The organism is Pseudomonadota bacterium, assembly GCA_034660915.1.
Taxonomy (GTDB): domain Bacteria; phylum Desulfobacterota; class Anaeroferrophillalia; order Anaeroferrophillales; family Anaeroferrophillaceae; genus DQWO01.
In genome coordinates this window covers 1-14,388 of the sequence record JAYEKE010000087.1, presented here as the reverse complement: position 1 = coordinate 14,388, position 14,388 = coordinate 1, and the positions used below count along the sequence as shown (strand labels likewise).

The window sequence follows — 14,388 nt, the reverse complement described above, 5'->3', positions numbered from 1 at the left end:
GGCTGGCCCCTGTCTGTTTTTATGACCGCCGAAGGAAAACCGTTTTTTGCCGGAACCTATTTCCCCCGTCACAGTCGGATGGGGATGCCGGGTTTTGTTGACCTGCTACATCATCTGGGGCGTCTCTGGCGGGATGATCGGCAGAAGCTGTTGCAGGCTGGGGACCAGGTGACCAGTCTGCTGCAGGGGATGAAGGTACAATCGTCTCCGTTTGAGACTGCTGATACCATGCTGCTGGAAAAAGCTTTTCAGCAGCTGCAGGAAAGCTATGACCGCCGGCATGGTGGTTTTGGCTTTTCTCCCAAATTTCCCACTGTCCATAATTTGACCTTCCTGCTCCGCTGGTATCGGCGCGGCGGTGACCGCCAGGCCCTTGAAATGGTGGAAAAAACTCTTGAAGGCATGCGTAAAGGGGGCATGTTTGACCAGCTTGGTTTTGGCTTCCACCGCTACAGTGTTGATGAAAAATGGCTGGTTCCCCATTTCGAAAAGATGCTTTATGACCAGGCAATGCTGCTCATGGTCTATACGGAAGCCTGGCAATTGACCGGCAAAACCTTTTATTCCCAGGACGTAAATGAAATAGTCGATTACCTGGCTGGATCTATGACTGCCCCGGAAGGGGCTTTTTATGCTGCCGAAGATGCCGACAGCGAAGGGGAGGAAGGACGTTTTTATGTCTGGACCTCGACGGAAATCAAAGAACATCTTGGGGTGGAAACCGGTGATTTGTTCTGCCGTTATTTTAATATTACCGCGGCGGGAAATTTTGAAAAAGGAACCAGTATTCCTCACCTGACCACCAGTCTGGCAGTGTTTGCCGAGGCTGAACAGCGGTCAGAGGAAGACGTAAAATCGCAGCTGGAAAAAGCCCGCAAGATTTTGCTTGGTATCCGTGATCAGCGGGTACATCCCTTGAAAGATGATAAAATTATCACCTCTTGGAATGGTCTGATGATTGCCGCCCTGGCTAAAGCCGGTCGGGCTTTTAACCAGCCGGAGTTTATCCGGCGGGCAGTTCAGGCTGCTGATTTTCTCCTTGCCCGGCTTCAACGACCGGATGGTGGTTTATGGCGTCGATTCCGCCAGGGAGAGGCTGGTCACCATGGCTGTCTGGACGATTATGCCTTCCTGGTTTGGGGGTTGACCGAATTGTTTAATGCCACCCATGAGTCCCGTTGGCTTGAAGAAGCCCTGAAGTTGACCGGCAGGATGAATGAACTGTTCTGGGATGAGTCCGGCGGTCGATTCTTTTTTACCGCCAGCGACACAGAGCAGCTTCTTGTTCGCCCGGTTGAACAGGTGGACGGCGCCATCCCGGCCGGTAATTCAGTGGCGGCCTATATCCTTTTGTATCTTGGTCGCCTGACCGGCAATCCGGAACTTGAAGAACGAGGTGATCGGGCAGTTAACGCCGGCCTGTCTGGAGCGAAAACGCATCCTGAAGCCTGTACCCATCTTCTCTCTGCTTTGGATTTTCTGCTGGGGCCCGGGAAGGAATTGGTGATTGCCGGTTCTGGCGATGATCCAGTAGCTAAAGAGATGCTGGATATTGCTCAAAGTCAGTTTCAGCCGACGCTGGTAACCATATTCTGCCCATCAGGGAAGCAGAAAGATGACCTGGCCAGACTGATTCCCTTTTTGCAAACTCTGCCGGCGGGAAACGGGCAGACAAGAGCTTACTTGTGTGAACAGTTTGCCTGCCAGGCGGCAATTACGGATACGGATGAATTGCGGCGGGCATTGGAGCATTAGGATCTCACTTTTTCTCTTTTTAGCTGAACCTGTTCACCAGAACAGCTGGGAGCTGCTATGGCTCTGCAGATTTTAGAACTGTTGAAAATGCTGCCACGGACCAACTGTGGAGATTGTGGTTACCTCACCTGTATGGCCTTTGCCACCCATGTGTTGCGGGAAGGGGTGGCGCCGGCAACCTGTCCGTATTTTGATCCCCAAAAACTGGCCCGGGTGGAGGATGTCCTGAGAGAACAGGAAGCCGGAGGGATAACGGCATTTCCGGAACATTTTGTCAGCGCCAAAAAGCATGTGGTCAGCAAAATCCAGGATTATGATCTGCAGGAGCTGGCTCCTTTCCTGGGGGCGGAATTTATCCTGCGTGAGGGAAAGGAATTCCTGGTGATTCTGCTCCTGGGACGCCGGTACGCGGTGACCAAGGATGAGGTTGATCCCCTTGATGGTGGCCAACACGATGTCTGGGAGCACGTGCTGCTGTATAATTATATTGCCCAGGCCTGCCGGGAGCCGCTGCAGGAAAACTGGGTGGCCATGGGTGAGTTGCCGGGGGCCCTGGCTAAAAAAAAGGCCTTTGAAGAAGGATGTGAAGATAAAATTGCGGCGGCTTTTACCGGCCGGCTGGAAGAACTGAAAATGGTTCTTCGGCGATTGGGATTGTTTTCACCGCCAAAGGAAACTAATGCTGAGTTTCATGCCGTTTTTCATCCCCTGCCAAAGATTCCTTTTTTGTTGTATTTCTGGGATGAAGATCGGGAGGATGGCTTTCCGGCAAAAGTTAAAATTCTCTTTGATGCCACGGTGCTTTGTTATCTGGACATTGAATCCCTGGTTTTCCTGGGCGAAAAAACGGCCCAGCGCCTGCTGGAGATGAGGGAGCGTTTGTGAGCTAATGCGGGCTTGAGGCCCGCAACCAAAAATTTAATTGGTGCGCCCGCAAATAAGTGCTCTTATCAGGTTATTTTCTTGCTTGAAAAACAAGAAAATAACCTGTAAGGCACTAAACATTCAACCGTTATTAAGGAGGCAGATCATGAAAAAGAAACTTGGTATTGTAGCACTTATGTCAATGGTTTTACTGTTTGGCGTCGGGATCTGTCTGGCGGAGATGCCCTCGGCTGATCCGGCGTCCATCTGGACGTACATTACTAAAACATCTCCTTATCATCAGTGGCAGAATTGGCCGGATCATAAGGGGGTTCAGCAGGGTCGTTCACCCCATGGTATCTTGCACCAGGTTTTTGTCAATAAGACCGGGTTGTCATCGGCAAAACCGCCGGTATCCTATGGCACCATAATCGTCAAAGACAATTTTAATAAGAAGAAGGAGCTGAAGGCGATTACGGTGATGGTTAAGGTGGAAGGCTATAACCCGGCAGCTGGAGACTGGTTCTGGGTGAAATATTCCCCCACGGGTAAGGTGGACAAGGCCGGGAAACCCCGGGGATGCATTGGTTGTCACGCGGCCCGGGAACGTAATGATTTTATCCTGTTGCATGAGTTTAAGTAAAGAGTTCTTCTGACCGGGGACAGAATTTTATTCTGTCCCCGGTTATCCTGATGTTTTGTAGGGATATCGCTATGCTCTGGTTTCATCCGCTGCTGCAGATGGCGGCCATCATCCTCTCTTTTTATGTTTTGCGCTTGGGGATTGCTCGCTTTACAACCCAGCATTTGCACCGGCGGCAGCCATTTGCCTGGAAACACCATGTCCGCCTGGGAGAAGTGGTTCTTGCTATCTGGTTCCTTGGCCTGGTTGGTGGTTTTGTCATGGTTCGTTATACCTGGCATGCATTTTTTATTACTGGTATGCATGCCAGAATAGCGGTGTTGATGGTACCGCTGATCATTATTGGTCTGGTCAGTGGCATTTATCTGGACCGCTATAAAAAACGTCGACTGGTGCTGCCGTTTATCCATGGTTTGAATAACCTGTTGCTGGTTCTGCTGGCAGTTGCCCAGATTTTTTACGGGCTGGGAATTGTCTGGATTTATGTGCTTGGGTGGTAGTGGGTAATGAGAATAAGATGCTGAGGATTTATTATGATGGATATTAATCTGGTCATTGGCGGCGCTGCCGGGCAGGGATTGAATACCCTGGAAACCCTGATGCTGCCGGTATTGAAAGAAGCTGGATTCCACCTGTTTGCCGCCAAGGATATTATGTCGCGCATTCGGGGCGGCGTCAATCTTGTTACCATCCGGGTGGCAGGACAGGAGAAGAGTGGTTACCGCCAGAAAAGTGATGTCTTTATTGCCCTCAGTGATGAAGCCTTCGCCTGGGCTGAAAATCGATTGACTTTGGCCACCATCCTCATTGGACCTGCAACTGTCCTGGATAAATGGAGGGAAAAATGGCATAAAAACCGGCGCTATGTTTTGGAATCAAAATCTCCAGGTGCCGAGCCCATGCCGTTAAATATGGTGGTTTCCGGCTTGATTGCCGGTTTCCTCAGGCTTGATTTCAGCCTGCTGGCAGAAAAAAACACACTGTTATTCGATGCTCAGGGAGAAGCACGGGTTGCCGCCAACCAGGCAGCTTTGCAGGCCGGCTACGCCCAGGGAAAAATCATAGACGGCCTGGAGGTTGAGCGGTGGTCGGATGCTGGTGAGTATTCCCTGATGAACGGTTCCCAGGCCGTCGCTTTGGGGGCCGTGGCCGGCGGCTGCAACTTTCTTTCCTTTTATCCCATGTCACCGGCTACCGGTGTCGCGATTTATTTGGCCCAGCGGGCCGGTGACTTCGGCCTGGTGGTGGAACAGTTCGAGGATGAAATTGCTGCCGCCGGGGCGTCAATCGGCGCCTGGTATGCCGGCGCCAGGGCCCTGGTAACCACCTCGGGAGGTGGATTTGCCCTGATGGAAGAGTCTATCAGCCTGGCGGGGATGTCGGAAACACCGATGGTCTTGCACCTGGCCCAGCGCCCCGGACCGGCAACGGGATTGCCGACCAGAACTATGCAGGGCGATCTGAATCTTGTTCTCCATGCCGGTCATGGGGAATTCCCCCGGGTTATTTTCGCTCCCGGAACCCTGGCAGAGGCCTTTTACCTGACGCGCAAAGCTTTTAATCTGGCGGACAAGTACCAGCTTCCTGTTTTTATTCTTACCGACCAGTTTTTTGTTGATTCCTATACCTGCCTTCCCCGGTTGAAGGCTGACGGCATTGAAACCACTTATCATGTGGTGAAAACCGAGAGTGATTACCGGCGATACGAATTGACGAGCAGCGGTGTTTCCCCCCGCGGAATTCCCGGTCATGGTAATGGGGTCGTCATTGCCAACGGCAACGAACATGATGAATTTGGTGACACGACCGAGGACGAGCAACTCAGTCAGCGGATGCCGGAAAAAAGAATGAAAAAGATGGAGGCACTGGCAGGAGAAAGCCTGGCACCAGGATTTGGCGGTCATGAGGAATACAAAATCCTTTTGATTTGTTGGGGATCAACATATTCTACCGTGCGTGAGGCGGTGGATGTCAGCGGTCGTGACGATCTGGGATTGCTCCATTTCAGCCAGTTATGGCCTTTGCCTGCCGATCTTGACAGCTATTTTCAAAAAGCGGATAGAATTATTGTCGTCGAGGAAAATATGACCGGCCAGTTTGCCGCCCTGCTGCAGCAGCTCTTTCCCGGGAATCGTTTTGAATCGATGCTCAAGTACAATGGACGACACTTTTATGTGGAAGACATTGTAGAGAAATTGGAGGCACTATGAATACATTCGTTTCAACCAGACCTGGATCAAAAGATATTTCCTGGTGCCCGGGATGCGGTAACTTTGCCATCAGGAATATGCTGATGGCAGTGTTGGCTGATTTAGGGCTGGATCCCGCTAACGTGGCCCTGATCAGCGGTATCGGTCAGGCTGCCAAGATGCCCCACTATATCCAGGCGAATGGCTTCCATACCCTTCATGGTCGGGCTATTCCCATTGCCACCGGGGTTAAGATTGCCAACCCTGCATTAACGGTTATTGCCGAGGGTGGGGATGGTGACATGTACGCGGAGGGAGGCAATCATTTTCTCCATGGCCTGCGGCGCAATGCCGATATAACCCTGCTGGTTCACAACAACCAGGTCTATGGCTTGACCAAAGGCCAGGCGTCGCCGACCACCATGATCGGCATGAAAACCCCGGCTCAGCCGGAAGGGGTTTTTGAGGAACCTTTGAATCCCCTTGCTCTGGCCATTGCTTCGAATGCCTCATTCGTGGCCCGGGGTTACAGTGGCCAGGCGGATAAAACTAAAGCAATTTTGCGCCAGGCGATACTGCACCGGGGATTTTCTTTTATTGATATCTTTCAACCCTGTGTTTCTTTCAATAAAGTCAACACCTATGACTGGTACGAAGAAAACACCTACTGGATGAAAGATCACGATCCGACACAGCGGGGGGCAGCACTGCAGAAAGCTCTGGAATCCTTTCCCTTTCCCCTGGGGATATTTTATCGGTATCAAAAGAAAACCTTTGAGGAAAATATCGTGGCGTATCAGAATGACCAAACTCCTCTTTCCCAAAGGCGGGTTAAAATTGAAGCATTAAGCAAGTATGTCAACTTTCTGAGTTATGAAAAAACAGCTTGAAATAGTTTACCTTTAAGGATATTCCGGCATGGCTCTCGCTCATTCTCGCTGCGCATCGTGTGTAGCTGTGAGGTGCCCGCCGCGAATCACCGTCGTGGTGATTCGTTCGGTGGTCAATGCCGCCTGCCTGTCGGCAGACAGGCTGTGAACCAAGCCCGAATATCCTGATAATGTCTCCTGGCAACACTAGTCAGAAAGTTGAGTAAGTATTTATAAAAAAACCGTCGCCGGCCGACCGCTGATAGGCGAAAACTTTTTTGTTCCCGGTAGTGGATAGCCTATGAAATATTCAGCTCTTGCATACCAGCAGCTCAGTAGTTATGAGCGTTTGAAGATGACCCCCCATGCCCTTGACTGGGAACATGAACCGGCAGTCTATAAAAAATATCCCGGCAAAAAGGTGCTGGATATCCCTTTAGAGGTGAAATTAGAGCCGTCATCATTCTTCGAGCTGTTGCAGCAGCAGGGAAATCAGGCGCAAAATCTTTCCCTTTCCCTTGAAGTTCTGGGACAATTATTGTTGCTGACGCAAATGCTGACTGGCCGGGCTCAGCATGCCAACGGTGAAATCTGGTTTCGCAGCATTGCTTCAGCCGGAGCCCTGTATCCCTCTGAACTGTATGTTGCCTGTCCTGGTGTTGCCGGCTTAGCTGCCGGAATTTACCATTATGATATCAGCAAACCGGCGCTGGTTCTGATCAGGTCTGGAAATCCGCTGCCGGAAGTGGGCGGCGACACAGTTTCCAGTAAGCCCGTACTGACATTTTTGATCAGCTCCATCTTTTTTCGCAGTGCCTGGAAATATCGGGACCGGGCGTACCGTTATCATCTCCTGGATAGCGGGCATTTGCTGGAAAACCTGCTCCTTGCCCTGAGGTCTTTTTCTTCTGTTTATGAGGTGAATATCGATTTTGATGACCTCCGGATTAATGAAATGTTGGGGGTTGATCCCTTGCGGGAAGGCTGTCTGGCCCTGGTGAAGGTTCCCCTCAGAAATCCTGCGGGTGTGAAAACAGTTGGGCCATTGGCATCAGCTGGCGAGTTGCCCCGCAGCAGTCAGGTTGCAGCCCGGGAAGAGATGTATGCTGCTGTCAGGGATATCCATCAGGCCTCGACGCCGGTTATGCCCCGCCAGGAGTGCCGGGTCGGCGATTGGCTCCGGTATGGGTTGTTTGATGAAAATGCCTGGAAGTCTATTCCTGCCCCGATGCCGGCAAACGAAGTGTACCGTTATCCTGAGGTTTTGCTCCGGCGGCGCTCAAAGCGCAATTTTATCTCCCGTAAACCCATGTCGGTAGCCTCTTTGAGCGCCATGATTTCATTGCTGAACGAGGGGTTTGAATCATGTTCTCTCGCTGACAAAGGGTTGTCCTCCGGCCTGCTGGTGGGCAACGTTGCTGAAATGGAGCCGGGTTTTTACGCGGTAAAATCGGATTCCCGATCTCTGGCGTTGGCGACTGCGGGAAATTTTCTTGGCCATATGTCCCATGTCTGCCTGGACCAGCGCTGGCTGGCACAGGCGGCTGTCCATATCCTCCTTTTTGCCGATCTAAAGGAGATTGAAAACTGTGCCGGGGCCCGGGGGTATCGTGAGGTCATGCTGGCTGCCGGTCGCCTGGGACAGCGTCTTTACCTGGGGGCCACGGCTTTGGGGTTGGGGTGCTGCGGCATCGGTGCTTTTTATGATCGGGAGGCGATCGAGCTTATCGGGATGCCGGATCAGGACAGTCTGCTTTATCTGCTGGCCGTGGGCCAGGTTAAAAAATAATTTGTGCCAAAACCGGGCACTGTAAACCATAGAAATGATTGAAAAAACCTGGACTCTACTTCCTGAACAAGTAGCATCAGGAATTTTTTTTGACTTTCTTTGATGATAGTATTAGGAAAGAAATTCTTACCAGTGAGCTGCTGTTTTTTTCAACCTGCAATCCAGGGAGTATACAGAGATGGAAAACCTTTTAAATGGAATCGAAGAAGTTTTACTCATGGGACCTGGTCCTTCCTGTGTCAGTGAGGAGGTCTATGAAGCCCTGAGCAGGAAAACGCTGGGCCATCTCGACCCCTATTTCATTAAAATTATGGATGGGATTAAAGCTCAGCTGCAGACACTGCTGCAGACTAAAAATTCCCTCACCATTCCCATTTCTGGTACCGGGTCGGCCGGGATGGAATGTGCTTTTGTGAACCTGGTGGAGCCTGGTGATGCAGTTCTGGTCCTGAAAAATGGGGTCTTTGGCGTCCGTATGGCGGAGGTAGCCTCCCGGCTGGGGGCGGCAGTGGATGTCTTGGAGTTTGAATGGGGCACTCCGGTACTTGTGGAGTCCGTTCAGAAACAGCTTGAAGCAAAAAACTATAAGCTGGTTGCCGTGGTTCACGCGGAAACTTCAACCGGGGTTTTTAATCCTGTCCAGGAAATCGGGGCGCTGCTGTCCGGCTTGGACGCTCTTTATTTGGTTGATGCGGTTACCAGTCTCGGCGGGATGGAAGTTTCCATGGATAAATGGAGCATTGACGCCCTGTACAGCGGCAGCCAGAAATGTCTTTCCTGTCCTCCAGGACTGGCTCCGGTCTCTCTTTCCCCCAGGGCGGTGGATGTGTTAATGAATCGAAAGACCAAGGTGCCTAACTGGTATCTGGATTTGAGCTTGATTGTCAAGTATTGGGAGGGGAAAAGCCGGGCTTATCACCATACAGCGCCGGTGAATATGCTTTATGGACTTTATCAGGCTCTCTATCTTATTTTTCAGGAAGGCCCGGAAGCGGTATATCGCCGTCACCGGGAAACGCATGAAATGTTGGTGGCAGGTCTGAAATCCTTGGATTTGGAAATGCTGGTGGAGGAAACTTGCCGTTTGCCCATGCTGAATGCGGTAAAAATCCCTGAAGGAGCGGATGAAGCTTCTGTGCGCCGCCGTCTGCTTGCCGATTATAAGATTGAAATTGGTGCCGGGCTGGGGCCGCTTGCCGGTCAGATTTGGCGCATCGGTTTGATGGGGCACACGGCCAGGCCGGAAAATGTGGAGCGTTTGCTTGATGCTCTCAGGGAGATCCTTTAACGTTATTATGAGGTGTATTATTTATGGGATTGCTTGATTTTGACGGCATCATTCCTCCCATTGCCACTCCCTTTGAAAATGATCGGGTAGCCCACGGAAAACTGGTGGCAAATGTTGAACGCTGGTGTCAATCCGGCATTAAAGGACTATTGGCCCTGGGTTCCAACGGCGAATGTGTTTATCTTTCTGAAGCTGAAAAGCTGAAGGTGGTTGAGACGGTTGCGGTTTCGGCGCCGAAAGATGCGGTCATTCTTGCCGGTACCGGCTGCGAGTCAACCGGAGAGACAATCCGTTTAACCAAGGCCTGTGCTGACCATGGTGCTCAGGCCGCTCTGGTGGTAACCCCCTGTTACTATGGTGGACAGATGACTCCGGAGGTTTTGATTCGCCACTATGAAGATTTGGCGGATCAGTCACCTATTCCCATTTTATTGTATAATGTGGAAAAATTTACGCATTTGAGTCTTAATCCGGATACAGTGATCCGTCTTTCCCGGCATCCGAACATTATCGGGATTAAAGAAAGTTCCGGCAATGTCGCCCAACTGGGTGCCTACCTTGATGGAACTTCTGACGATTTTAACGTGCTGGTGGGCACGGCATCGGCACTTTTTGCGGCCATTTCCCTTGGCTGTCGTGGGGGGATTCTTGCCTTGGCCAATGTGTCCCCTCAGGCCTGTGTTGATATTCACCGCTTGGTCCGCCAGGGGAATTATGATGATGCCAGAAAGTTGCAACTTAAATTTTTATCCCTTAATAAAGGGATAACCGCCACTTATGGGGTTTCCGGGCTTAAAGCGGCCATGGATATGCTCGGATATTATGGTGGTGATCCACGGCCGCCACTGATGCCTTTGGCCAACAAGGATCGTCTGGTTCTCTATGATATTATGTTGGCAGCTGGTTTGATGCCTGAGAAACCGGTCATGTAATTGTCGGCTGGTCCGCCAACCATGGTAACTTTTTTCCTGCTATTGTTTGTCGCTTGTATTTATTCGTGAAAAACAGTATTTTCTCAGCTTGTTTGAAAGGATGTAAAAAAAGCTTGCAAAATAAAACTAAAAAGGTTATGTTTATAATCTAACAGATATGGTAAATATATTTTTGCCGTCGGACTGGGAAAAATGGAGATTTTGGCGCTGGATAAACAACCTAGATTTTATACAGGAGGGTAAAATGGCAGTATGGAAATGTGAAAAGTGTGGTTATGAAAAAGAAGGTCGTTGTAAACCCCGGAAATGCCCTGAATGTAGTGAAGCGGGTTCTTTTCTGAAAAAGGAAGAGTCAGATTCAGCCGGTTGTGGTTGCAGCTGTTCAAGTCAATAATGGAGAGTGGAAGGAGTTAGGTCATGGTAGAGTGCAACAAGACAGTGATGGATGCTATTGATTTGGCTATGGATGCCGAGCGGACGGCCAGCCGATTTTATGCCGATGCCGCAAAAAAAGTCAGGGGAGCCAAAGGTAAACAGATGTTTCTGCAGTTGAGCGAGTTTGAACAGGGTCATTATGACATCCTGGCTGAACTGAAAAAAAGTTTATCTGGCGAAGGCTGCTTTATTTCCTATGGCGGGACGTCCTTTAAACCTATTCCTCTTGAGGGGGCAATTTTAGAGGTATCTGCTGATGAAAAAACAGAGGTTTCCGAGATCCTGACCTTGGCCATAAAGAATGAGAAAAATGCCGGTGAAGCTTATAAAAAATTGGCAGCTCAGGTCGATGATCCTCAAGGGGTGGCCATGTTTAATCGTCTGGCCGGTGAAGAGGCGGATCATGCCAGGATTCTTCAAGATCAGTTTTATGACATCAATAATAAGGGGATGTGGACCTGGGATGTTTAAAATGACAGCAAGAATTTTTGTTTTCCTGATTGTGGCAGAAATTTTAGTCTCCGGATTGTTGCCGGTATTTCCTGCCCTGGCCCAGGAGAAAACGATTCTGGATAAAAAATGCACGGCCTGTCATGAGGTGGACATTATTCTGGAACCTCGTCGTCCAGTAAGCGAATGGCAGGAGATTGTCGCCCGGATGGCTGAGTATGCCGAAGGAGAGTTATCCAAAGTTGACCAGCTTATGGTCCTGAATTATTTGAAGCAGCACCTGGCAGTGAAAGCTGTTAAATAGAATTTCTGCCGGTGTTTAACTGGTGATAAATAAGTAAAAAACAAGGAGAGGAAAATGGAAAAGTATGTATGTGAAGTATGCGGCTATATCTATGATCCGGAAGTGGGTGACCCTGACAATGGTGTTGATGCCGGGACGAAATTTGCTGATCTTGCCGATGACTGGGCTTGCCCCTTGTGTGGAGCGGATAAAGACAGCTTCAGTCCGATGGAAGACTAACCGCGAGTGAATAAGGAATTTTAATCATGGCCAACGTGCTGATCGTTTATGATTCTCTGCGTGGCGGTACCAAGCGGATAGCAGATGTCGTGGCCCAGATGTTGACGGCGAGCGGTCATCAGGTAACGGTGGTCAAGCCGGTGAAGGTGACCGTCGACGACCTGGAAGCGGCTGATTTTCTCATGTTTGGCGGCCCCACCTATCACAAAGACCTGATAGGGCCGATGAAAACCTTTTTGTTCAAGGTTGCGGATGCCAAACTTGAAGGCAAACCGGGAGCGGCCTTTTCATCCTTCGGTTGGAGCGGCGAATCTTTGGGGATTTTGGAAGATACGATGAAAAATCTCTTCAAGATGAACTTGGTTGTTGATGGGTTGAAACTCAAACAGACGCCGGTGATGGCCAAGGTGAAAGCTACGGTTGAGCCGTTTGCCAAGCAGATTGAGGCCGCGTTGTAATTTCTGTTCCCATTCCGGATACAAGTAATTTAAACCAGCATGCAAGCGGACGATGGTGGCTGACAAGCTGTTATCGTCCGCTTTTTTATGCTGGCAGGAGTTTCCCCCTGCAGCGCCTGCTTGACATTTCTGTGCGAACGACATAAGAATTTATTACTCAACTTTCTGATCTTGCATTGCCAGGAAACCATTACCAGATGTTCGGGCTTGGTCATAGCGGTTTTGGCCGCCGAACGAATCACCGCGATGGTGATTCGCGGCGGACGCCCGGGGACATTGCTTTAGCGCGCCCCACAACCGCCCATGGCCCCCCGGCGAGAATGAGCGAGAGCCATGCCGGAACATCCCTGGAAATTTCTTTCAGCTTTTTTATAACAACTCAGAAAGTTAAGATAAGAATTTATTATCTGCAACTGACCATGTTCTGACATCAGTGGGGAAGAGTATGCCTTTATATCACCATGATATTCAGACTCAATCACGAAACGAATTATTGGATATAACCGGGATTATTTCAGCTGACCTGAATAAATCAGGGGTCCATGATGGTCTTTGTCTGGTGTTTGTGCCCCATACTACCGCCGCGGTAACCATTAATGAAAATGCTGACCCCAGTGTCAAACGGGATATCCTGACCAAACTTGCCAGCCTGATTCCTCAAAAAGATGATTATCACCATCTTGAAGGTAATTCAGACGCCCATTTGAAAGCCGGCCTGCTGGGTTTTTCCGAAACCTTGCTGGTCCAGGACGGCCGGTTGGTGTTGGGAACCTGGCAGGATGTCTATTTTGCCGAGTTTGACGGACCCCGGAAAAGAAGCTGTTACGTCAAAATAATGTCTGACTGAATTTAAGGGGGAAAATATGGTTATGCCCTTGGGAAAAAGGGTTCTTTCTTTTCGCTGGTTGATTTTTCTGGTTCTGGCGCTGGCCTATTTTTTTGTTTATTTTCACCGCCTTTCCCTGTCTGTGGTCGCCAATGACTTGATGCAGGATTTCCATGCCAGTGCTGGAGTTATGGGCCTGTTGGGGTCGGTTTATTTTTACTGTTACGCGGTTATGCAGCTTCCCGCCGGCTTACTTTCCGACTCCCTGGGCCCGCGTAAAACCATTACCTCCTTTTTGCTGCTGGCTGCAGTTGGCAGCCTCCTGTTCGGCTTTGCTCCGAATATCAAAATGGCTTTTATTGGCCGGGTCATGGTGGGTTTTGGGGTCTCTATGGTTTTTATTCCCACGATGAAAATTCTCTCCCAATGGTTCAGGACCCGTGAATTTGCCCTTATGGCCGGGATTCTTAATGCTGTTGGTGGTCTTGGGGTGATGGCGGCCACCTGGCTTCTCGCCCTGATGACCAGACATTTTGGCTGGCGGCTGTCTTTTGAACTTATCGGGGCACTTACTTTTCTGCTGGTTCTACTGATCTGGCTGATTGTTAGGGACCGGCCAGAAGATCGCGGCTGGCCATCCCTGGCAGAAATTGATCACCAGGGAGAGGGGAAGCCTCCGGTGACGGAGAAGATAGGCCTGCTGGAAGGTGCCAAGCAGGTGGTAACTGAGAAATATTTCTGGCCGGTAGCCATCTGGTTTTTCTTTGACTGTGGTATCTTTTTTGGTTTCGGCGCCTTGTGGAGTGGGCCTTACCTGATGCATGTTTATGGCTTGAGCCGGGCAGAAGCCGGGGCCATTCTCAGCATGATTGCCTGGGGAATGATTTTTGGCAGCCCCCTGTTGGGCGTTCTTTCGGAGCGGGTTCTTCACAGCCGGAAAAAGGTGATGATGGCCTGCATGATCGTTTTAACGGTTGAATTCTTCATTCTCTTCATTTATCCGGTCGGTCTGTCCCGAGTGGCACTCTACGTGATATTTTTCCTTTTTTCCTTCTGCTCATCGGCAGTTGTGGTCATTGGTTTTACCACCACCAAAGAGCTTTTCCCGGCTGCCATTACCGGCACGTCGGTGGGGACGGTCAATCTTTTTCCCTTTCTGGGCGGTGCCGTTTTTATGCCCTTGCTGGGAAAAGTGCTGGATGCCTACCCCAAAACCGCAGCCGGTGGCTATACTCTGGAGGCCTATACCAAGCTGCTGCTGATCCTGGCCATTTCCTCTCTTGTCTGTCTGCTTTGTACATTCCTGATGAAGGAAACCTGTCAATCACGATAAACTTATAGCTATCCAGAGGGTATATCCCGGGCCA

General features: G+C 50.3%; 16 protein-coding genes. All 16 read left to right on the top strand.

Features of this window, described 5'->3' with window-relative positions:
• The coding region (locus U9P07_05175) for a thioredoxin domain-containing protein (protein ID MEA2108795.1) at positions 1-1,755 on the top strand (1,755 nt) is incomplete at its 5' end.
• A 57-nt stretch (positions 1,756-1,812) separates the two neighbouring features.
• Entirely contained in the window at positions 1,813-2,640 is an 828-nt protein-coding gene (locus U9P07_05170) for a DUF3786 domain-containing protein (protein ID MEA2108794.1), read from the top strand.
• Positions 2,641-2,785: 145 nt separating this feature from the next.
• Positions 2,786-3,262, top strand: coding sequence for a cytochrome P460 family protein (locus U9P07_05165; protein MEA2108793.1), 477 nt, complete (start codon positions 2,786-2,788; stop codon positions 3,260-3,262).
• Positions 3,263-3,333: 71 nt separating this feature from the next.
• The gene (locus U9P07_05160) at positions 3,334-3,762 is read left to right on the top strand and encodes a DUF4079 domain-containing protein (GenBank protein ID MEA2108792.1); all 429 of its coding nucleotides are present in this window, start codon (positions 3,334-3,336) and stop codon (positions 3,760-3,762) included.
• Between the two features lie 33 nt (positions 3,763-3,795).
• The gene (locus U9P07_05155; GenBank protein MEA2108791.1) at positions 3,796-5,472 is read left to right on the top strand and encodes a 2-oxoacid:acceptor oxidoreductase subunit alpha; all 1,677 of its coding nucleotides are present in this window, start codon (positions 3,796-3,798) and stop codon (positions 5,470-5,472) included.
• Complete coding sequence (locus U9P07_05150) at positions 5,469-6,341, top strand: thiamine pyrophosphate-dependent enzyme (protein ID MEA2108790.1); 873 nt, start codon at positions 5,469-5,471, stop codon at positions 6,339-6,341. The genes U9P07_05155 and U9P07_05150 overlap by 4 nt, the downstream gene beginning before the upstream one ends.
• Positions 6,342-6,621: 280 nt before the next feature.
• Positions 6,622-8,109: a SagB family peptide dehydrogenase gene (locus U9P07_05145; GenBank protein ID MEA2108789.1), complete on the top strand. Its 1,488-nt coding sequence runs from the start codon at positions 6,622-6,624 to the stop codon at positions 8,107-8,109.
• A 178-nt stretch (positions 8,110-8,287) separates the two neighbouring features.
• A complete protein-coding gene (locus U9P07_05140) occupies positions 8,288-9,397 on the top strand; it encodes an alanine--glyoxylate aminotransferase family protein (GenBank protein ID MEA2108788.1) in 1,110 nt (369 codons plus the stop codon).
• A gap of 23 nt (positions 9,398-9,420) precedes the next feature.
• Positions 9,421-10,329: a dihydrodipicolinate synthase family protein gene (locus U9P07_05135; GenBank protein ID MEA2108787.1), complete on the top strand. Its 909-nt coding sequence runs from the start codon at positions 9,421-9,423 to the stop codon at positions 10,327-10,329.
• Positions 10,330-10,746: 417 nt separating this feature from the next.
• Positions 10,747-11,235, top strand: coding sequence for a ferritin family protein (locus U9P07_05130; protein MEA2108786.1), 489 nt, complete (start codon positions 10,747-10,749; stop codon positions 11,233-11,235).
• A 1-nt stretch (position 11,236) separates the two neighbouring features.
• On the top strand, positions 11,237-11,518 hold the full coding sequence (locus tag U9P07_05125) for a hypothetical protein (protein MEA2108785.1): 282 nt from the start codon (positions 11,237-11,239) through the stop codon (positions 11,516-11,518).
• A gap of 54 nt (positions 11,519-11,572) precedes the next feature.
• The gene (locus U9P07_05120; protein ID MEA2108784.1) at positions 11,573-11,737 is read left to right on the top strand and encodes a rubredoxin; all 165 of its coding nucleotides are present in this window, start codon (positions 11,573-11,575) and stop codon (positions 11,735-11,737) included.
• Positions 11,738-11,763: 26 nt separating this feature from the next.
• Entirely contained in the window at positions 11,764-12,195 is a 432-nt protein-coding gene (locus tag U9P07_05115) for a flavodoxin domain-containing protein (GenBank protein ID MEA2108783.1), read from the top strand.
• Between the two features lie 197 nt (positions 12,196-12,392).
• Positions 12,393-12,623: a hypothetical protein gene (locus U9P07_05110; protein MEA2108782.1), complete on the top strand. Its 231-nt coding sequence runs from the start codon at positions 12,393-12,395 to the stop codon at positions 12,621-12,623.
• Positions 12,624-12,640: 17 nt separating this feature from the next.
• Positions 12,641-13,042 carry a secondary thiamine-phosphate synthase enzyme YjbQ gene (locus U9P07_05105; GenBank protein ID MEA2108781.1) on the top strand — a complete coding sequence of 134 codons (402 nt, stop codon included), beginning with the start codon at positions 12,641-12,643 and terminating at the stop codon, positions 13,040-13,042.
• Between the two features lie 16 nt (positions 13,043-13,058).
• Entirely contained in the window at positions 13,059-14,354 is a 1,296-nt protein-coding gene (locus U9P07_05100; GenBank protein MEA2108780.1) for an MFS transporter, read from the top strand.
• Positions 14,355-14,388: the final 34 nt, after the last annotated feature.